The sequence below is a fragment of the Pseudomonas sp. T8 genome (assembly GCF_024610635.1).
In the GTDB taxonomy this organism is placed as follows: domain Bacteria; phylum Pseudomonadota; class Gammaproteobacteria; order Pseudomonadales; family Pseudomonadaceae; genus Aquipseudomonas; species Aquipseudomonas chlororaphis_I.
The window spans coordinates 6,524,274-6,540,954 of record NZ_CP102374.1 but is presented as its reverse complement, the minus strand read 5'-3'; the positions used below and the strand labels follow the sequence as shown (position 1 = coordinate 6,540,954).

Genomic DNA, 16,681 nt, shown 5'->3' with positions numbered 1-16,681 from the left:
TGAAAAAAAATTTAACAAAGAAGGATCAATGGGCGTCCCACTGCCGGACCCGCACCCGGCAATGTTTCATCGCGTTGACGATGTGCTTCTCCACCAGGCTGCGGGAGATCCCCAGGCGCTCGGCGATCTCGGGGTGGGACAGGCCTTCGAGCTTGCGCAGCAGGAAGCTTTCCCGGCACAGCGCCGGCAGCTCCGCCAGCGCCCGTTGCAGCATGTCCAGGCGCTGGCCGTGGTCGATGCTGGTTTGCGGCGAGGGGCTGAAGAAGCGCTCTTCATTGTCGAGCACATCCAGCGGCTCGACCTGGCGCAAGGCGTTGCGCCGATGGCCATCGATCACCAGGTTCAGCGCGGTGCGATAGAGGAAGGCCCGCGGTTGCTCGATCGGCGTGTCGCTGGAGCGCTCCAGCACCCGCACGTAAGCGTCATGCACCACATCTTCGGCCACCTGCAGGTTGCCCAGCTTGGCGTTGAGGAAACACACCAGCTCGCGATAGTAGTTTTCCAACATGACTCCCGACCGCGATACGCGGCTTTTGTCCTTGAGCACAACCGGCGCCCCGCCCCTGGGCAGGCGATTCGATGATGGCAGTTTAGAAGTGGCGTAATTTATAGTAATTCTCATATAGATTTAAAGTACTGAGTCGATTCGCCGACTTTATTTTCTTCGTCTACATTTTTCGCCCCAGCTGTAACTCCATGTGTCCATGCTTAAATTCCCTCTGTTTTCCCTCGTTTACCTGACAGCTCCCCGTATCTGTCGCTCCATCGACAGCCTCCAGCCAGCGCCCATGCCACGGGCCAGGCCGGACGACGGGCCGATTTCCATTGGCCGGAACCCTGCATGAAACGTCCCCGTCATCCCCGACGCGCCCTGCTTGTCACCCTGTGTCTGATTCCCATCGTCGCCCTCGCCGCCTGGCAGATCCTGCCGCCGGGGCGCGACCAGTTCGCCACCGTGCAGGTCAGCCGCGGCACCATCGAAAGCAGCGTGACCGCCCTGGGCACCCTGCAACCGCGGCGTTATGTCGACGTCGGCGCCCAGGCGTCCGGGCAGATCCGCAAGATCCACGTCGAGGCCGGCGACCCGGTCAAGGAAGGCCAGCTGCTGGTGGAGATCGACCCCGCCACCCAGCAGGCCAAGCTCGACGCCAGCCGCTTCTCCATCGAGAACCTGCAGGCCCAGCTGCAAGAGCAGCGGGCGCAGAACGAGCTGGCCCGGCAGAAGTACCAGCGCCAGCAGAACCTCGCCGCCGGTGGCGCGACCCGCGACGAAGACGTGCAGACCGCCCGCGCCGAACTCAAGGCCACCCAGGCGCGGATCGACATGATCCAGGCGCAGATCCGCCAGGCCCAGGCCAGCCTGCGCAGCGACCAGGCCGAGCTGGGCTATACGCGGATCTACGCGCCGATGTCCGGCACCGTGGTCGCGGTGGACGCCCGCGAAGGCCAGACCCTCAACGCCCAGCAGCAGACGCCGCTGATCCTGCGCATTGCCCGGCTGTCGCCGATGACCGTCTGGGCCGAAGTCTCCGAAGCCGATATCGGTCACGTCAAACCGGGCATGAGCGCCTACTTCACCACCTTGAGCGGCGGCACCCGGCGCTGGACCAGCACCGTGCGGCAGATCCTGCCGATTCCGCCCAAGCCGCTGAACGAAAGCAGCCAGGGCAGCGGCAGCCCCAACAGTTCGAGCAAGAGCGGCAGCGGCCGGGTGGTGCTCTACACCGTGCTGCTGGATGTGGATAACGCCGACAACGCCTTGATGGCCGAAATGACCGCCCAGGTGTTTTTTGTCGCCGAGCGCGCGCAGGACGTTCTTACCGCGCCGCTTGCCGCCCTGCAGGGCGGCGCCGATAGCGGCATGCAGCTGGCCCGGGTGGTGGCGAAAAACGGTTCGATCGAGGAGCGCAAGGTGCGGGTCGGCATCAGCGACCGCTTGCGCATCCAGATCCTCGACGGCCTCGCCGAAGGCGATCACCTGCTGATCGGTCCCGCGCAAAGCAGCGGAGGCTGAATGCAGACCCCGCTGATCGACCTCAAGGACATCCGCAAATCCTACGGTGGCGGCGACACGCCGCAAGTGGACGTGCTGCGTGGCATCGACCTGTCGATCCACGCCGGCGAATTCGTCGCCATCGTCGGCGCTTCCGGCTCCGGCAAATCGACGCTGATGAACATCCTCGGCTGCCTCGACCGCCCGACCTCGGGCGAGTACCTGTTCGCCGGGGAAAACGTCGCCCGCCTGGGCAGCGACGAACTGGCCTGGCTACGCCGCGAAGCCTTCGGCTTCGTGTTCCAGGGCTACCACCTGATTGCGTCCGGCTCGGCCCAGGAAAACGTCGAGATGCCGGCGATCTACGCCGGCACCCCGGCGGCCGAGCGCCATGCCCGCGCCGCCGCCCTGCTCGACCGCCTGGGCCTGGCCAGCCGCACCGGCAACCGCCCGCACCAGTTGTCCGGCGGCCAGCAGCAGCGGGTGTCGATCGCCCGCGCGCTGATGAACGGCGGCCACATCATCCTCGCCGACGAACCCACCGGTGCCCTCGACAGCCACAGCGGCGCCGAGGTCATGGCGCTGCTCGACGAGCTGGCCAGCCAGGGCCATGTGGTGATCCTCATCACCCACGACCGCGAAGTCGCGGCGCGGGCCAAGCGCATCATCGAAATCCGCGACGGCGAGATCATCAGCGACACCGCCGACGACCACCCCGAGGTCCAGGCCAGCGCCAACAGCGGCGCGCTGCAGGCGGTGGACCTGCGCCAGCGCCTGGCCGACGGCAGCGAACACAACGGCGCCTGGAAAGGTGAACTGGTGGACGCCGTGCAGGCGGCCTGGCGGGTGATGTGGATCAACCGCTTCCGCACCGCCCTGACCCTGCTGGGGATCGTCATAGGCGTGGCTTCGGTGGTGGTGATGCTGGCGGTGGGCGAAGGCAGCAAGCGCCAGGTCATGGCGCAAATGGGCGCCTTTGGCTCGAACATCATCTACTTGAGCGGCTACTCGCCCAACCCGCGCACGCCCGAGGGCATCGTCACCCTGGACGACGTCGCGGCCCTGGCCAACCTGCCCCAGGTAAAACGCATCATGCCGGTCAACGGCGCCAAGGCCGGGGTGCGCTTCGGCAACGCCGACTACATGAGCTATGTGGGCGGCAACGACACCAACTTCCCGGAGATCTTCAACTGGCCCGTGGCCCAGGGCAGCTACTTCAGCGACGCCGACGAACGCTCGGCGGCGGCGGTGGCGGTGATCGGCCACAAGGTCCGGGAAAAGCTCCTCAAGGACGTGGCCAACCCCATCGGCCAATACATCCTGATCGAGAACGTGCCGTTCCAGGTGGTCGGCGTGCTTTCGGAAAAGGGCGCCAGTTCCGGCGACAGCGACAGCGACGACCGCATCGCCGTGCCCTACTCCGCCGCCAGCATCCGCCTGTTCGGCGACCATAACCCGCAGTACGTGGCGATTGCCGCCGCCGATGCCAGCCGGGTCAAGCAGACCGAGCGCGAGATCGACGAACTGATGCTGCGCATGCACGGCGGCAAGCGCGACTTCGAGCTGACCAACAACGCCGCGATGATCCAGGCCGAGGCCCGCACCCAGAACACCCTGTCGCTGATGCTCGGCGCCATCGCCGCGATCTCGCTGCTGGTGGGCGGCATCGGGGTGATGAACATCATGCTCATGACTGTGCGAGAACGCACCCGCGAGATCGGCATCCGCATGGCCACCGGCGCCCGCCAGCGCGACATCCTGCGCCAGTTCCTCACCGAGGCGGTGATGCTCTCGGTGGTCGGCGGCCTGGCCGGGATCGGCGTGGCGCTGATCATCGGCGGCATCCTGATCCTCAGCGAAGTGGCCGTGGCCTTCTCCCTGGCCGCGATCCTGGGCGCCTTCGCCTGCGCCCTGGTCACCGGCGTCGTCTTCGGCTTCATGCCGGCCCGCAAAGCAGCCCGACTCGACCCGGTCACGGCCCTCACCAGTGAATGATCGACCTATGAAAGCGCCCCTCAGCCTTATCGCCGCCAGCCTGTTGCTGGCGGCCTGCAGCGGCCCCGCGCCGCGCCCGGACAGTGGCTTGCAGGCACCGCCCGCCTGGCACTCGCCGCATACCGCGGCCGCGCAGCAGGACAACCGGCAATGGTGGACCCGCTTCGGCAGCCCGGAACTGGAACGCCTGATCGAACAGGCTCGCCTGGGCAGCCACGACCTGGCCGCCGCCATGGCCCGGGTGCGCCAGGCGCAGGCCAGTGCCGTCATTGCCGGCGCGCCCTTGCTGCCCGCCGTCAACGGCACCTTCAACGCCAACCGCCAGAAGCTCATGCGGGGCAACGGCTACAGCCAGCTGAATGCCGACAGCAACAACAAGGCCGTGGACTATTTCGATGCCGGCCTGAGCGCCAGCTATGAAATCGATTTCTGGGGCGGCAAGCGTGCCGCCCGGGACAGCGCGCTGCTGGGCGTGCAGGCCAGCGAATTCGACCAGGCCACCGTGGAGCTGACCCTGCTCAGCGGCGTGGCCAACAGTTACGCCCAGGTGCTGTCGCTGCGCGAGCAGAGCCGCATCGCCGAACTCAACCTGGCCAATGCGCAAAGCGTGCTCAGGCTGGTGCAGACCCGCTACGACTCGGGCTCGGCCACCGCCCTGGAGCTGGCCCAGCAGAAGAGCCTGGTGGCGGCGCAGCAACGCCAGGTGCCGCTGGTTCGGCAACAGGCCGAAGAAGCCCTGATCACCCTCGCCGCCCTCCTCGGCCGGCCGGTACAGAGCCTGACCTTGAGCGACCAGCCTTTCGCCCGACTGAACTGGCCGGACATCGATGCCGGGGTGCCCAGCGACCTGCTGGCCCGCCGCCCCGATATCGCCGGCGCCGAAGCCCGGCTGGCGGCGGCCCGGGCCGATGTCAAAGTGGCGCGGGCGGCGATGCTGCCCAGCGTGACCCTGACCGCCAACCTCGGCTCCGGCGCCAACCAGTTCGATGACGTGCTACGCAGCCCCTTCTACAACCTGACCGCCGGGCTGGTGGCGCCGATCTTCAACAATGGGCGCCTGAGTGCCGAGCGCGACCGGGCCACGGCCCGCCAGCAGGAACTGCTGGAAAGCTACCGCGCAGCGATCGTCAATGGCTTCGCCGATGTGGAAAAGGCCCTCAACAGCATTCGCGGCCTGGACCAGCAGCGGCAATGGCAAGACGAAGAACTGAGGCAGGCGCAACGCGCCTTCGAGATCGCCCAGAGCCGCTACCAGGCCGGCGCCGCCGACCTGCTCACAGTCCTGGAAACCCAGCGCACCCTGTACACCGCACAAGACCAGAACGTGCAACTGCGGCTGTCCCGGGTGCAGTCGAGCATTGCCCTGTACAAAGCCCTGGGCGGTGGCTGGAAGACACTCGAAACGAAGAAGCGCTGAATAAAGAGCCTCTAAATAAAACGCTGAAAAAAAGCGCGGGCCCTGCAACAGGACCCGCGCCGCTGCCTTGCCAACTTACACCTTCAGGTGCTGGGCGTACCAGGGACGCCGGGGGGCCCGCTTGAGCAACTGCGGCACCTCCTCGTCACGGCTCAGGGCGATACGCAAGGCCAGCTTCATGACCTCCTGGTCCATCTCCAGCGACATCTCGCCCGGCGCGTTGCCCAGCGGGCCGCAGCCATGGGTCGAGGCCCCCAGCCACGGGTCGTCGACCTCGACCCAGCGCCCGGGCGCGAACCACGGCACGCCGTTGACCTCGCGGCGCAACACTTCACCGGGATGGAAGCGCTCATGGGCGCGGAACCAATCGTCGATGCGGTCATCGATCCAGCCATGGAACTTCCAGAACATCGGATGCACATGGGACGAGAACGGGTCGCCGAGAAAGTCGTTCTGCGCCAGGTACCAGCGTCCGGCGAAGTCCGAGGACACCCGGGCCTCCATGACCGGCATGCCGTTGGCAGGGTCCCGGGCGACATCGGCCCAGCGCATGTGCAACCAGTCATGCAGGCCCAGCTCGACCTCCGAGCCGAACTGCCCCAGGGTCAGGCGGCTGAGGTAGTCGGGGTCCTGGTACTGCGACTCCCAGACCTGGAAGTTGCCATAGAAGGCCGCATCGCTTTTCAAGCCATGCAGCCACTGGGTGAACTCTTCATCGTCGTCGGCGATCCAGGCCGGCGGCACCGAGCAGCCGTCGTGATTTTCGTAGTAGCGGATAAAGCCCAGACGATCCTGCTCGAGGCGCGGGGACGGCAAGGGCAGCTGCTGCCAGGACACCAGGTCCGGCTGTAACGAACGCGCCTGCAACAGCATGTGCCGGTGCATGAAGAGGAAATCGATCCCCGAGGCATTGCGATGCTTGCGTCGTCCACGGGCATCGCGCTCGTGCTTCAGCGGTCCCGGCTGCCAGCCAAGCCCGCGCAGGCTGTTGCGCTTGTCCTTGGGCAAGGAATGCCAGCGATCCCGGGAGGCATGCCAGAGCTGGTGGAACAGGCGATGCTGCGGGGACACCAGCCAGGCCAGCAACTCGGGGCTCAGGCCGTTCTGCTCCCGGGCCGCGGGAAAGGCCCGCTTGCGCGCCACGAAGCGCACCGCGGATACCGGCGCCAGGAGCGACACCTGCAACGACTGCAGGCGGCCACTGAGGGTGCCGCTGCCGGCATTGCCCCAGTTCGCCCAGACCTCGTCGAGCACCACCTGGCACTCATGGCTGGGCGCGCCGCTGAGCTGGCCGCCGGGGAACAGCCGCCAGCACAATTTCGCGGCGTCCACCGCCGCCAGCTCGCCCTGCACCCGAAACTCCACCGGACCGTCGCCCCGCAGGCTTTGCGCACGCCCCAGGAAGCCCCGCAGGCCGCGCCCGGTCGGACCGACATCGAGCACCAGTTCACAGCCGCGACGCGGCAGCGGTGCGTCGGCATCCAGGAACTCGATGTCCCAGATGCCCCGCAGGTGATCGGCAAGGCGCACGCCCGGGTCGAGGGCGACTTCCAGCTTGGCTTCCCCCGGGGTGATTTCCAGTTCTTCCTGACGACGCACATCCAGGCGCTGCAACTCCTTGCGGGTGTAGAGCGCCACAGGAATAGCCGCCCCCGTCACCGCCAGACCGGTCAAAAATCCTCGTCTCGAAAACCTCATCGCTCTACCTATATCCAGTGGCGCCTCACGCATCTAGCTAGAACGTTGGATTTGCACGGAAATTTACCGGCGAGCCGCTCCCGGGCCGCTAAATTTGCCGCCGGCCAGCTCGTTTATCGCGGATAGATGTGCACAAAAAGGTCGGGCCTGGAGGCATTGCGCCTCCCGCTCCGGCCCCGTCATCAGCCCGCCTGCGACTGGGATAGCAATGATCAAATTACCTGGTAAGAAAACCCTCTACCTGAGCCTGCTGGTACTTACTGTCGCCGTACTCGGTGTCGGTGCCGGGGCCGCCTGGCACTACTACTGGAAGGACCGGGTGTCTTACCCCAGCGAAATCGTCAAGCACGCCAACGACCTGCAGGAACGCATCATCTCCTTCGACAGCCATATCACCGTGCCCCTGGATTTCGGCACCGAAGGCACCGAGGCGGACAAGGACACCCATCGCCAGTTCGACCTGGTCAAGGCCGGTCGCGGCAGGATGTCCGGCGCCGCCCTGAGCATTCTCGCCTGGCCGGAAATGTGGAACGGCGCCAACGCCCCGCATCGCCCCACCGCCGGCTTCGTCGAAGAGGCCCGGCACCAGCGGGAGACCCGCTACCGGATCATCCAGGGCCTGGTGCGCGACTTCCCCAACCAGGCGGCCATTGCCTATACCCCCGCCGACCTGCGCCGCATCGCCTCCGAAGGCAAGCTGGCAGTGGTGATCAGCCTGCTCAACGCCTACGCCATGGGCGACGATCTCGACCAGCTGGACAAGTGGGCCGCCCGCGGCATGCGTCTGTTCGGCTTCAGCTATGTGGGCAATAACGACTGGGCCGACTCCTCGCGCCCGCTGCCATTCTTCAACGACACCCGGGACGCCCTCGGCGGCCTCTCGCCGATCGGCAAGCAGGCCGTGCGCAGGCTCAACGACCTGGGGGTGGTGATCGACGTCTCGCAGATGTCCAGCAAGGCCCTGGACGACGTCGCGGCCCTGACCCGCGCGCCGGTGGTGGCCTCGCACTCCGCGCCCCGGGCGCTGGTGGACATCCCGCGCAACCTCAGCGACAAGGAACTGCAGGTGATCAAGGCCACGGGCGGGGTGGTCCAGGTGGTGGGCTTCTCCACCTACCTGCGGCCCCTCAGCCAGCCGACCCTGGACAAGCTCAACGCCCTGCGCCAGCGCTTCGACCTGGGTCCGCTGCAAGGCCTGGAAAACGCCCTGATGCCGGGCGACGCGGTCATCACCATCTGGCCGGAACAGCGCTTCGGCGAGTACGCCAGCTCCCTGTACGGCATTCTGGAAGAAGAGCCCAAGGCCAGCCTCAAGGACTATGTCGACGCCATCGACTACACGGTGAAGAAGGTCGGCATCGATCACGTCGGCATCAGTTCGGACTTCAACGAGGGTGGCGGCGTCAACGGCTGGATGAACGTGGCGGACAACCGCAACGTCACCGCCGAACTGATCCAGCGCGGCTACAGCGATATCGAGATTGCCAAGCTCTGGGGCGAGAACTACCTGCGCGTCTGGGAACAGGTGCAGAAACTGGCCAAGCCGGTAAGCCCCACCGCGCAACCTGCCACGCAACCCGCCACACATCCCGTCGAACCACCCGCCGTCGCCGGCTGAACCCTGACCACGAGAATCCCTGTGACCAATCGTCGGACCTTCCTCAAGCACGCGAGCCTGCTGGCCGCCGCCCTGCCCCTGGGCACCTTCGCCATCGGCCAGGCCCGGGCCGCCGCCACGCCCGCCACCCACCAGCAACCCTGGGACCAACTGCGCCAGCTGTTCGACCTCGACCCGGACTACGTGCACCTGGCCAACTTCCTCATCACCTCGCACCCCAGGCCCGTGCGCGAAGCCATCGAAAAATACCGCGCGGTCCTGGATCGCAACCCGGCCATGGCCATGGACTACGACACCCAGTACACCTGGAAGCGCGAAGCCCAAGTGCGCGAGAGCGTCGGCCGCTACCTGCAGATCAAGCCTGCCCAGGTGGCCCTGACCGGCAGCACCACCGAAGGCCTGGCCATGATGTATGGCGGCATTCACGTGCGCCCCGGGCAGGAGATACTGACCACGGTGCATGAGCACTACTCGACCCGTAACGCCCTGAAGTTCCGCACCCAGCGCGACGGCACCCAGGTGCGCACCATCGAGCTGTTCAAGTCGCCCCACCAGGTCTGCGTCGATGAAGTGCTGGGCAATATCGACCGCAGCATCCGCCCCAACACCCGCGTACTGGGGATGACCTGGGTGCAATCGGGCAGCAGCGTCAAGCTGCCGATCGGCGAGATCGGCAAGCTGGTGGATCAGCACAACCGCAACCGCGACGAGGCCGAGCGGATTCTCTACTGCGTCGACGGCGTCCACGGCCTGGGGGTGGAGGACGTCACTTTTGCCGACCTCAATTGCGACTTCTTCGTCGCCGGCACCCACAAATGGATGTTCGGCCCGCGGGGCACCGGGATCTTCTGCTCGCGCTCGGAAAAGCTCGAGCACCTGACGCCGATGGTGGCGACCTTCTCCGAGAACCAGGACTTCGCCACCACCATGACCCCCGGCGGCTACCACAGCTTCGAGCACCGCTGGGCCGTGGACCAGGCCTTCGACCTGCACATGCAGCTGGGCAAGGCCAACATCCAGGCGCGGATCCACCAACTCAACAGCTACCTCAAGCAACGCCTGCAGGAACTCCCCGGCATCGAACTGGTGACGCCCCTGAGCCCGGAGCTTTCCGCTGGCTTCACCTTCTTCCGCGGCCCGAACCTGGACACCGACGCCACCGCTGCCTGGCTGATCGAGAACCGCATCCTGGTGGATGCGGTGTACCGCGACGCGGGGCCGCTGGTGCGCATGGCGCCCGGCCTGCTCAACAGCGAAGCAGACATCGACCGCGCCATGGACCTGCTGGGCAAGCGCCTGCGCGCCGGCAAGACCGCCTGAGCCCCTCGCCCACTTCTTTTCTCTACATTGCACAAGGTTATTGATGATGAAACCTGTCGCCTGCTCCTCACTCGCCGCGCTGTTCGGCTGCCTGGCCAGCCTCAATGCCCAGGCCGTCGAGCCACCCAAGCCCGGCAGCGTGTTCAAGGACTGCAAGAACTGCCCGGAGATGGTGGTGCTGCCCGCCGGCAGCTTCGTCATGGGCACCCCCGAAGACGAAGTCGGCCGAGAGCCCGACGAAGGCCCGCAGCATACGGTGACCTTCAACAAGGCCTTCGCCATGAGCCGTTTCCACGTGACCGCCGGCGAGCTGGACGCCTACATCCGCGAGACCGGCACAGTGATCAAGGACGGCGACGAGCGTCCCGGCCGCCTGTGCCAGGCCAGCAAGCCGCGTTATGAACAAGGCCCGCGCCAGCCCGCGGTCTGCGTCGACTATGCCGACGTCCAGGCCTATGCCCGGTGGCTGTCGAAGAAGACCGGCCAGCACTACCGGATGGTCAGCGAGGCCGAGCGCGAGTACGCCGCGCGGGCCGGCAGCAGCGGCTCCTTCCCCTTCCCCTTCGATGAAGAAGGCCAGTACCAGATCACCCAGCACGCCAACACCTACGGCCCCAAGGACGGCTACAGCTACAGCGCCCCGGTGGGCAGCTATCCGCCCAACGCCTTCGGCATGTATGACATGCACGGCAATGTCTACGAGTGGGTCGCCGACTGCTGGCACCCCGACTATGTCGGCGCGCCCGCCGATGGCAGGGCCTGGATGGAGGAATCGGGCGGGGTGTGTCTCGACGCGCAGATTCGCGGCAACGACTGGGGCGAGGCCCCGGTGTTCTCCCGCTCGGGCAACCGCAACAGCCGCAAGCGCGAAGTGCGTGGGGATTGGTTGAGCTTCCGTGTCGTGCGCGAACTGGAACAGCCCGGCACCCAGCACCAGTAAAAGGCCCGATCGACAGCGATCAAGCGCGACCGTCGCGCCTGATCGCCGCGGGCCTCAGGCGCCGGCCCGGGATTCGCCGACCGGCTGCTGGCCAAGCTGCTCGGCCAGCAGCGCCAGGCCTTCATGCAAGGCCGGGAACAGGCTGTTGTTGAAGTTGTTCCAGCGCAGTTCGAGGATGGTGTCCTCGGGCGCGATCTCGGTGTTGAGCACGTCGTGGAACACCTCGCCGGAATCGATGCCGTTGTCCACGTAGTGGAACGAGGCCCCGGTCATGTACAGCGGCTCGACCGGCTCGGTTTCCCGCGTAGCCCAGTCCACCACCTTCTGCCCACGGGCACCGTACAGCGCATTCCAGGTGGCATAGGCGCCGCGACGCTCGTAGGGCGATTCGAGGCGGGTGATGCCCGGATGGATGTTCATGATCCGCCGCGCGAAAGGCGCGCCCGGGCGCACCAGCTCGTCGAGGATCACCAGCAGGCCGTCGAGCACCACGATGTCGGCCTTGAGCTCCACCAGGGTGTCGTGCAGGCGACGCTCGAAATCCTGCTTGCCGGCGATATGCTCGGCCGAACCCCGCGGATGACGGCGATAGGTGGACGGCACGCTGAGCAGCAGGTCGTTGACCAGGCGCCCCTGCACCTGCAGGTCGGCCGGGTACAGCCATTGCCGGCCGGGCTGATAGGCAAAGCCGTAGTCGCTCACCAGTTGCTGGTCCCGTGGCGACTGCTCGTCATCGTCGTAGACCACGCCGACCAGTTTGTAGGCCTCGCCCAGGGGCGTCTGGTTCAGCGACTCCACCAGGAATTCCAGCACCGACTTCATGTAGCGCTCGTGATCCTTGTAGGCCACCGGTTGCCCGGCCTTGTCGGCCGCCGCGTTCCTCAGGGACCAGACATACACCAGATTCTTTTTCGTCATTTGCTCGCTCTCGCTGAATGGGCCAGGCACGACGTCGTTACGCGTGCACCTCCAGAACAAGAACGAAGCAGGCGCCGGGCAATTTATCCGCGCCCGCGGCCACGCTAAATACTGCCGCCAACGGTTCGTCTGTTCATGAGTACGGGTCTTTCTGCCTCGACCCTTCATTCACTGCCGGGAACCCCTTATGACCGACCCCAAGCGCGGAGCCTTTCACGGACTGCTCGCCCTGCTCAGACCCTTTCGTACCACTGTCGTGATTTCCGTTGCCCTGGGCATGGTCGGCGGCCTGGCCATCACCCTGCTGCTGGCGACCATCAACAACGCCCTGCACTCGGCGACCGGCATGACCCAGGGCGTGGTCCTGACCTTCGCCGCACTGTGCCTGCTGGCGTTGACCAGCTCGATCGTCTCGGATATCGGCACCAACTACGTGGGCCAGCGCATCATTGCCGCCCTGCGCAAGGACCTGGGGGAAAAAGTACTCTCGGCGCCCATCACCCAGATCGAACGCTACCGCTCCCACCGCCTGATCCCGGTGCTGACCCACGACGTCGACACCATCAGCGACTTCTCCTTCGCCTTCACCCCGCTGGCCATCGCCACCACCGTCACCCTGGGTTGCCTGGGCTACCTGGCGTACCTGTCGGTGCCGATGTTCCTGATGATGGTGGTCGCCATCATCATCGGCACCAGCGTGCAACTGGTGGCCGGCGGCAAGGGCATCAAGGGCTTCGACGAAGCGCGCGACCACGAGGACGAACTGCAGCGCTACTACAACGCTATTGCCTCCGGCGCCAAGGAACTGCGCATCCACCGGCCACGGCGCTTTCGCATGAACACCCAGCGCATCCAGAAAACCGCGGACCGCATCAGCGATATCCAGGTGCGCTCGGTGAACATCTATATCCTGGCCAAGAGCTTCGGCTCGATGCTGTTCTTCGTGGTCATCGGCCTGGCCCTGGCCATGCAGGCCTACTACCCGAACCCGGACCCCGCCGTGATCACCGGTTTCGTGCTGGTGCTGCTGTACATGAAGGGCCCCCTGGAACACGTGGTCGGCTACCTGCCCATCGTTGGCAAGGCGAAGATCGCCTTCGCCCGTATCCGCGAGCTGTCGGAACGCTTCTCCTCCCCCGAGCCGCATCTGCTGATGGACGACAGCGAAGCGCCGCAAGCGGTGGTGCACAGCCTGGAACTGCGCGGTGTGAGCTACAGTCCGCCGCCCGTGGCAGGCAGCGAGCCGTTCCACCTGGGCCCGATCAACCTGAACATCAGGCAGGGCGACATCGTCTTCATCGTCGGCGAGAACGGCTGCGGCAAGACCACCCTGATCAAACTGTTGCTGGGCCTGTACCAGCCTCAGTCCGGGGAGATCCGCCTCAATGGCGAAGCCGTGACCGACCGGCTCCGGGACGACTACCGACAACTGTTCACCACGGTCTTCGCCGACTACCACCTGTTCGACGACCTGGTCCAGGGCAATGCCGGCAAGTCGCTGGACATCGCCACCCAGTACCTGGACCGCCTGGAAATCGCCCACAAGGTCAGCATCAAGGATGGCGCTTTCACCACCACCGACCTCTCCACCGGCCAACGCAAGCGCCTGGCGCTGATCAATGCCTGGCTCGAAGAGCGCCCGGTGCTGGTGTTCGACGAATGGGCCGCCGACCAGGACCCGGCCTTCCGGCGGATTTTCTATACCGAGCTGCTGCCGGACCTCAAGCGCCTGGGCAAGACCATCATCGTCATCAGCCACGACGATCGCTACTTCGATATCGCCGACCAGTTGGTGCGCATGAAGGCCGGGCAAGTCATGAGCGATCTGCAACCGGCGTGATTGTTTCCGGTTTCTGGCAACTGGTGCGTCTTACAGACAGAACTGAGAATTACTAGCATTAACAATCATTACCTCTGCCGTTTTATAAGAGCACATGAGCATGCCCGCACAACATCGACTGACTCCTCTGGCCAAAGCCCTGCTTGGCCAGGCGTTCTCGCCGAGAATGGCTTCCCGCACCCTGGGCCTGGCCCTGACCCTGCCCTTGATGGCCCAGGTCCAGGCCCAGGAAATCCATTTCAATATCGCCGCGCAATCCATGGCGTTGGCCCTGCAGGAGTTCGGGCGCCAGGCCAACCTGCAAGTGCTGTACAGCCCCGACGATGTGCAAGGCAAGCGCAGCAATGCGCTCTCCGGCAGCTACTCGCCGGAGCGGGCCATCGCGGCGATGCTCAATGGCACGGGGGTCGCCTATTCCCTCAAGGGCAACTCGGTGACCATTCTCAACCGGGCTTCCGCCGGTTCACTGGAACTGGGGACCAGCACCATCACCGCCCAGGGCCTGGACTCGACCACCGAAGACACCGGTTCCTACACCACCGGGCCCATGCAGACCGCCAGCAAGCTGGCCCTGACGGCCCGGGAAACACCGCAATCGGTCACGGTCATCACCCGCCAGCGCATGGATGACCAGAACATGAAGACCCTGGAGGATGTGCTCAAGGCCACCCCGGGCATTTCCGTGACCAAGGACGGTCCGCAGCGCCCGACCTTCTACTCCCGCGGCTTCGCCATTGAAAACCTGATGGTCGACGGCTTGTCCAACGACCTGAGCCACTACCTCAGCCGGGACATGAACTCCACCCCCGACATGGCGATCTTCGACCGGGTGGAAGTGGTGCGCGGCGCCACCGGTCTGATGCAGGGCGCGGGCAACCCCTCGGCCGCGGTGAACATGGTGCACAAGCGTCCGACCGCTACCCCGCGGGTCACCCTCACCGGCAGCGCCGGCAGCTGGGACAACTACCGCACCGAGTTCGACGCTTCCAATGCCTTGAACGAAAGTGGCACCCTGCGTGGCCGGATAGTCACCGCCTACCAGACCAAGGACAGCTTCCAGGACTTCGTCAGCTCCGAGCGCTCGGTGTTCTACGGCATCACCGAGGCCGACCTGAACGAAGACACCACCTTCACCTTCGGCATCTCCAACCAGAACGCCAACAACAACACATCCTGGGGCGGCCTGCCGGTGGCCGCCGACGGCAGCGACCTGCACCTGAAGCGCTCGACCTACCTGGGCAGCGACTGGGAATTCTGGGACCAGGACAACACCACCGCCTTCACCCGCCTGGAATACCGCTTCGCCAACGACTGGAAAATGCTCCTGGCCGCCAGCAAGAGCTGGTCGGACCTGAGCATGCTCGGCTCCATCCCGATGCGCACCTGGCAAAGCGACTACGTCGAGTTCGGCCAGAACATCGGCCGGTACGACTACAAGGACAAGCAGAGCAGCTACGACGGTTATGTCAGCGGTCCCTTCTCGCTGTTCGGCCGTACCCACGAACTGGTGGTGGGCGCCAGCAAGCGCGACCTGAAGTTCAAGGGCAAGGGCCTGCCCATCGACCTCGAGACCCACACCGACCTGAACAATCCTTCCGGCATTCCCAAGCCGGACATGAGTGCCAACCCCTGGACACAGGACCGCACCAGCGAACTGAAGAGTACCTACGTCACCACGCGCCTGAACCTTGCCGACGACCTGAAACTCATCCTCGGCGGACGGCTGGACTGGTACGACTACGATGTGACCACCACCTGGAACGGCAAGCCCTCCTCCACCAGCCTGCCCAACAAGGTCACCCGCAACCTGACCCGCTATGCCGGCGTGATCTACGACCTGGACCAGCATCACTCGGTCTATGTCAGCTACACCGACATCTTCAAGCCGCAGACCGAGCTCGACGCCTCCAACAACGCGCTCAAGCCCATCGAAGGCAAGAACTACGAGATGGGCATCAAGGGCGAGTACTTCGACGGCGCCCTGAATGCCAGCGCGGCGATCTTCCGCATCGACCAGGAAAACCGCGCCAAGCTACTGAACCCCATTCTGTGCCCTCCGGGGAACGACTGCTATGAAGCCGCGGGCGAAGTGCGCAGCCAAGGTATCGAGCTTGAGATCAACGGCTCCCTGGCCCCGGGCTGGCAGCTGGGGGCCGGCTACACCTACGCCTCGGTCAAGTACACCAAGGACTCCGACCCGACCAAGGAAGGCACCCTGTTCGACACCGATATCCCGCGCCATGTGTTCAAGGCCTTCACCACCTACCAATTGCCCGGCGACCTCAACCGCTGGACCATCGGTGGCGGCCTGTATCGGCAGAACACCATCTACAACAAGGGCACCAACGAATACCTGACCACCTTCGACTACCACATCGAACAAAAGGCCTACACCCTGGTGGACCTGATGACCAGCTACAAGGCCTCGGAGAATGTGAACATTCGCCTGAACCTCAACAACGTCTTCGACAAGCGTTACTACCAGAGCATCAGCAGCAACACCGACTACGGCAACAACTTCTACGGCGATCCGCGCAACGCCATGGTCACCGTCAGCTGGTCGCTCTAATCTCCTCCCCTGACCCGGGGTCGGCGCCAACGGCGACGGCCCCCTCGACACCGCCCTGCCCACGTCGGATCCACGGCCCCAGCGCCCGGTCCGACGCCTTTTCCCCTCCCCTCTAGATGCCAGCCGCCGCCGATAGCAGCCGCCAGGCACACAAGACATAAGCAGGCCTTCGCTGGCCAGCCAGCGCCTACACCAGCCCGCTTGCATCACGCCCCCTATCCCTGTCCCCGCTCCTCCGTAGGAACCGGCTTGCCGGCGATCGCAACCGCCAGGCGCGCAAGGCATAAGCACGCCTTCACAGACCAATCGCTGCCTGGGCGGTGGATGGGGTTTCGAGGGAAGCCCGGGCAGAAAAAGACAGGCACAAAAAAGG

General features: G+C 65.3%; 11 protein-coding genes. 8 read left to right on the top strand and 3 right to left on the bottom strand.

Annotated elements, in window-relative coordinates; translation table 11 throughout:
- Nucleotides 1-25 precede the first annotated feature (25 nt).
- Nucleotides 26-508, bottom strand: a complete 483-nt coding sequence (locus NRG23_RS29715; protein WP_016702389.1) for a sigma-70 family RNA polymerase sigma factor — start codon at nt 506-508, stop codon at nt 26-28.
- A 333-nt stretch (nt 509-841) separates the two neighbouring features.
- On the opposite strand from NRG23_RS29715, the gene NRG23_RS29710 reads away from it, so the two are divergent.
- Genes NRG23_RS29710 through NRG23_RS29700 form a run of 3 tightly spaced genes read left to right on the top strand, consistent with a single transcriptional unit; the run spans nt 842 to nt 5,405 of the window.
- On the top strand, nt 842-2,014 hold the full coding sequence (locus NRG23_RS29710) for an efflux RND transporter periplasmic adaptor subunit (protein ID WP_257373150.1): 1,173 nt from the start codon (nt 842-844) through the stop codon (nt 2,012-2,014).
- Nucleotides 2,015-3,988: a MacB family efflux pump subunit gene (locus NRG23_RS29705; RefSeq protein WP_009049986.1), complete on the top strand. Its 1,974-nt coding sequence runs from the start codon at nt 2,015-2,017 to the stop codon at nt 3,986-3,988.
- Between the two features lie 7 nt (nt 3,989-3,995).
- Nucleotides 3,996-5,405, top strand: a complete 1,410-nt coding sequence (locus NRG23_RS29700; protein WP_039968105.1) for an efflux transporter outer membrane subunit — start codon at nt 3,996-3,998, stop codon at nt 5,403-5,405.
- 75 nt (nt 5,406-5,480) lie between these two features.
- Here the strand turns inward: NRG23_RS29700 and NRG23_RS29695 are convergent, their stop codons facing one another.
- Nucleotides 5,481-7,103: a twin-arginine translocation signal domain-containing protein gene (locus tag NRG23_RS29695; protein ID WP_009049988.1), complete on the bottom strand. Its 1,623-nt coding sequence runs from the start codon at nt 7,101-7,103 to the stop codon at nt 5,481-5,483.
- 208 nt (nt 7,104-7,311) lie between these two features.
- On the opposite strand from NRG23_RS29695, the gene pvdM reads away from it, so the two are divergent.
- Genes pvdM through NRG23_RS29680 form a run of 3 tightly spaced genes read left to right on the top strand, consistent with a single transcriptional unit; the run spans nt 7,312 to nt 10,981 of the window.
- The gene (gene pvdM / locus NRG23_RS29690; RefSeq protein ID WP_009049989.1) at nt 7,312-8,721 is read left to right on the top strand and encodes a pyoverdine-tailoring dipeptidase-like protein PvdM; all 1,410 of its coding nucleotides are present in this window, start codon (nt 7,312-7,314) and stop codon (nt 8,719-8,721) included.
- A 21-nt stretch (nt 8,722-8,742) separates the two neighbouring features.
- On the top strand, nt 8,743-10,041 hold the full coding sequence (locus NRG23_RS29685; protein ID WP_257373149.1) for an aminotransferase class V-fold PLP-dependent enzyme: 1,299 nt from the start codon (nt 8,743-8,745) through the stop codon (nt 10,039-10,041).
- Nucleotides 10,042-10,087: 46 nt separating this feature from the next.
- Nucleotides 10,088-10,981, top strand: coding sequence for a formylglycine-generating enzyme family protein (locus tag NRG23_RS29680; protein WP_016702395.1), 894 nt, complete (start codon nt 10,088-10,090; stop codon nt 10,979-10,981).
- Nucleotides 10,982-11,035: 54 nt separating this feature from the next.
- Here NRG23_RS29680 and NRG23_RS29675 read toward each other — a convergent pair whose 3' ends face one another.
- Nucleotides 11,036-11,899 (bottom strand): formyltransferase family protein, encoded by an 864-nt coding sequence (locus NRG23_RS29675; RefSeq protein WP_257373148.1) that lies wholly within the window; start codon nt 11,897-11,899, stop codon nt 11,036-11,038.
- A 187-nt stretch (nt 11,900-12,086) separates the two neighbouring features.
- On the opposite strand from NRG23_RS29675, the gene NRG23_RS29670 reads away from it, so the two are divergent.
- Together NRG23_RS29670 and NRG23_RS29665 are read left to right on the top strand one after the other, a co-directional pair.
- Nucleotides 12,087-13,739: a cyclic peptide export ABC transporter gene (locus NRG23_RS29670; protein WP_103331725.1), complete on the top strand. Its 1,653-nt coding sequence runs from the start codon at nt 12,087-12,089 to the stop codon at nt 13,737-13,739.
- A 94-nt stretch (nt 13,740-13,833) separates the two neighbouring features.
- On the top strand, nt 13,834-16,308 hold the full coding sequence (locus tag NRG23_RS29665; RefSeq protein ID WP_257373147.1) for a TonB-dependent siderophore receptor: 2,475 nt from the start codon (nt 13,834-13,836) through the stop codon (nt 16,306-16,308).
- The last annotated feature ends 373 nt before the right edge of the window (nt 16,309-16,681 follow it).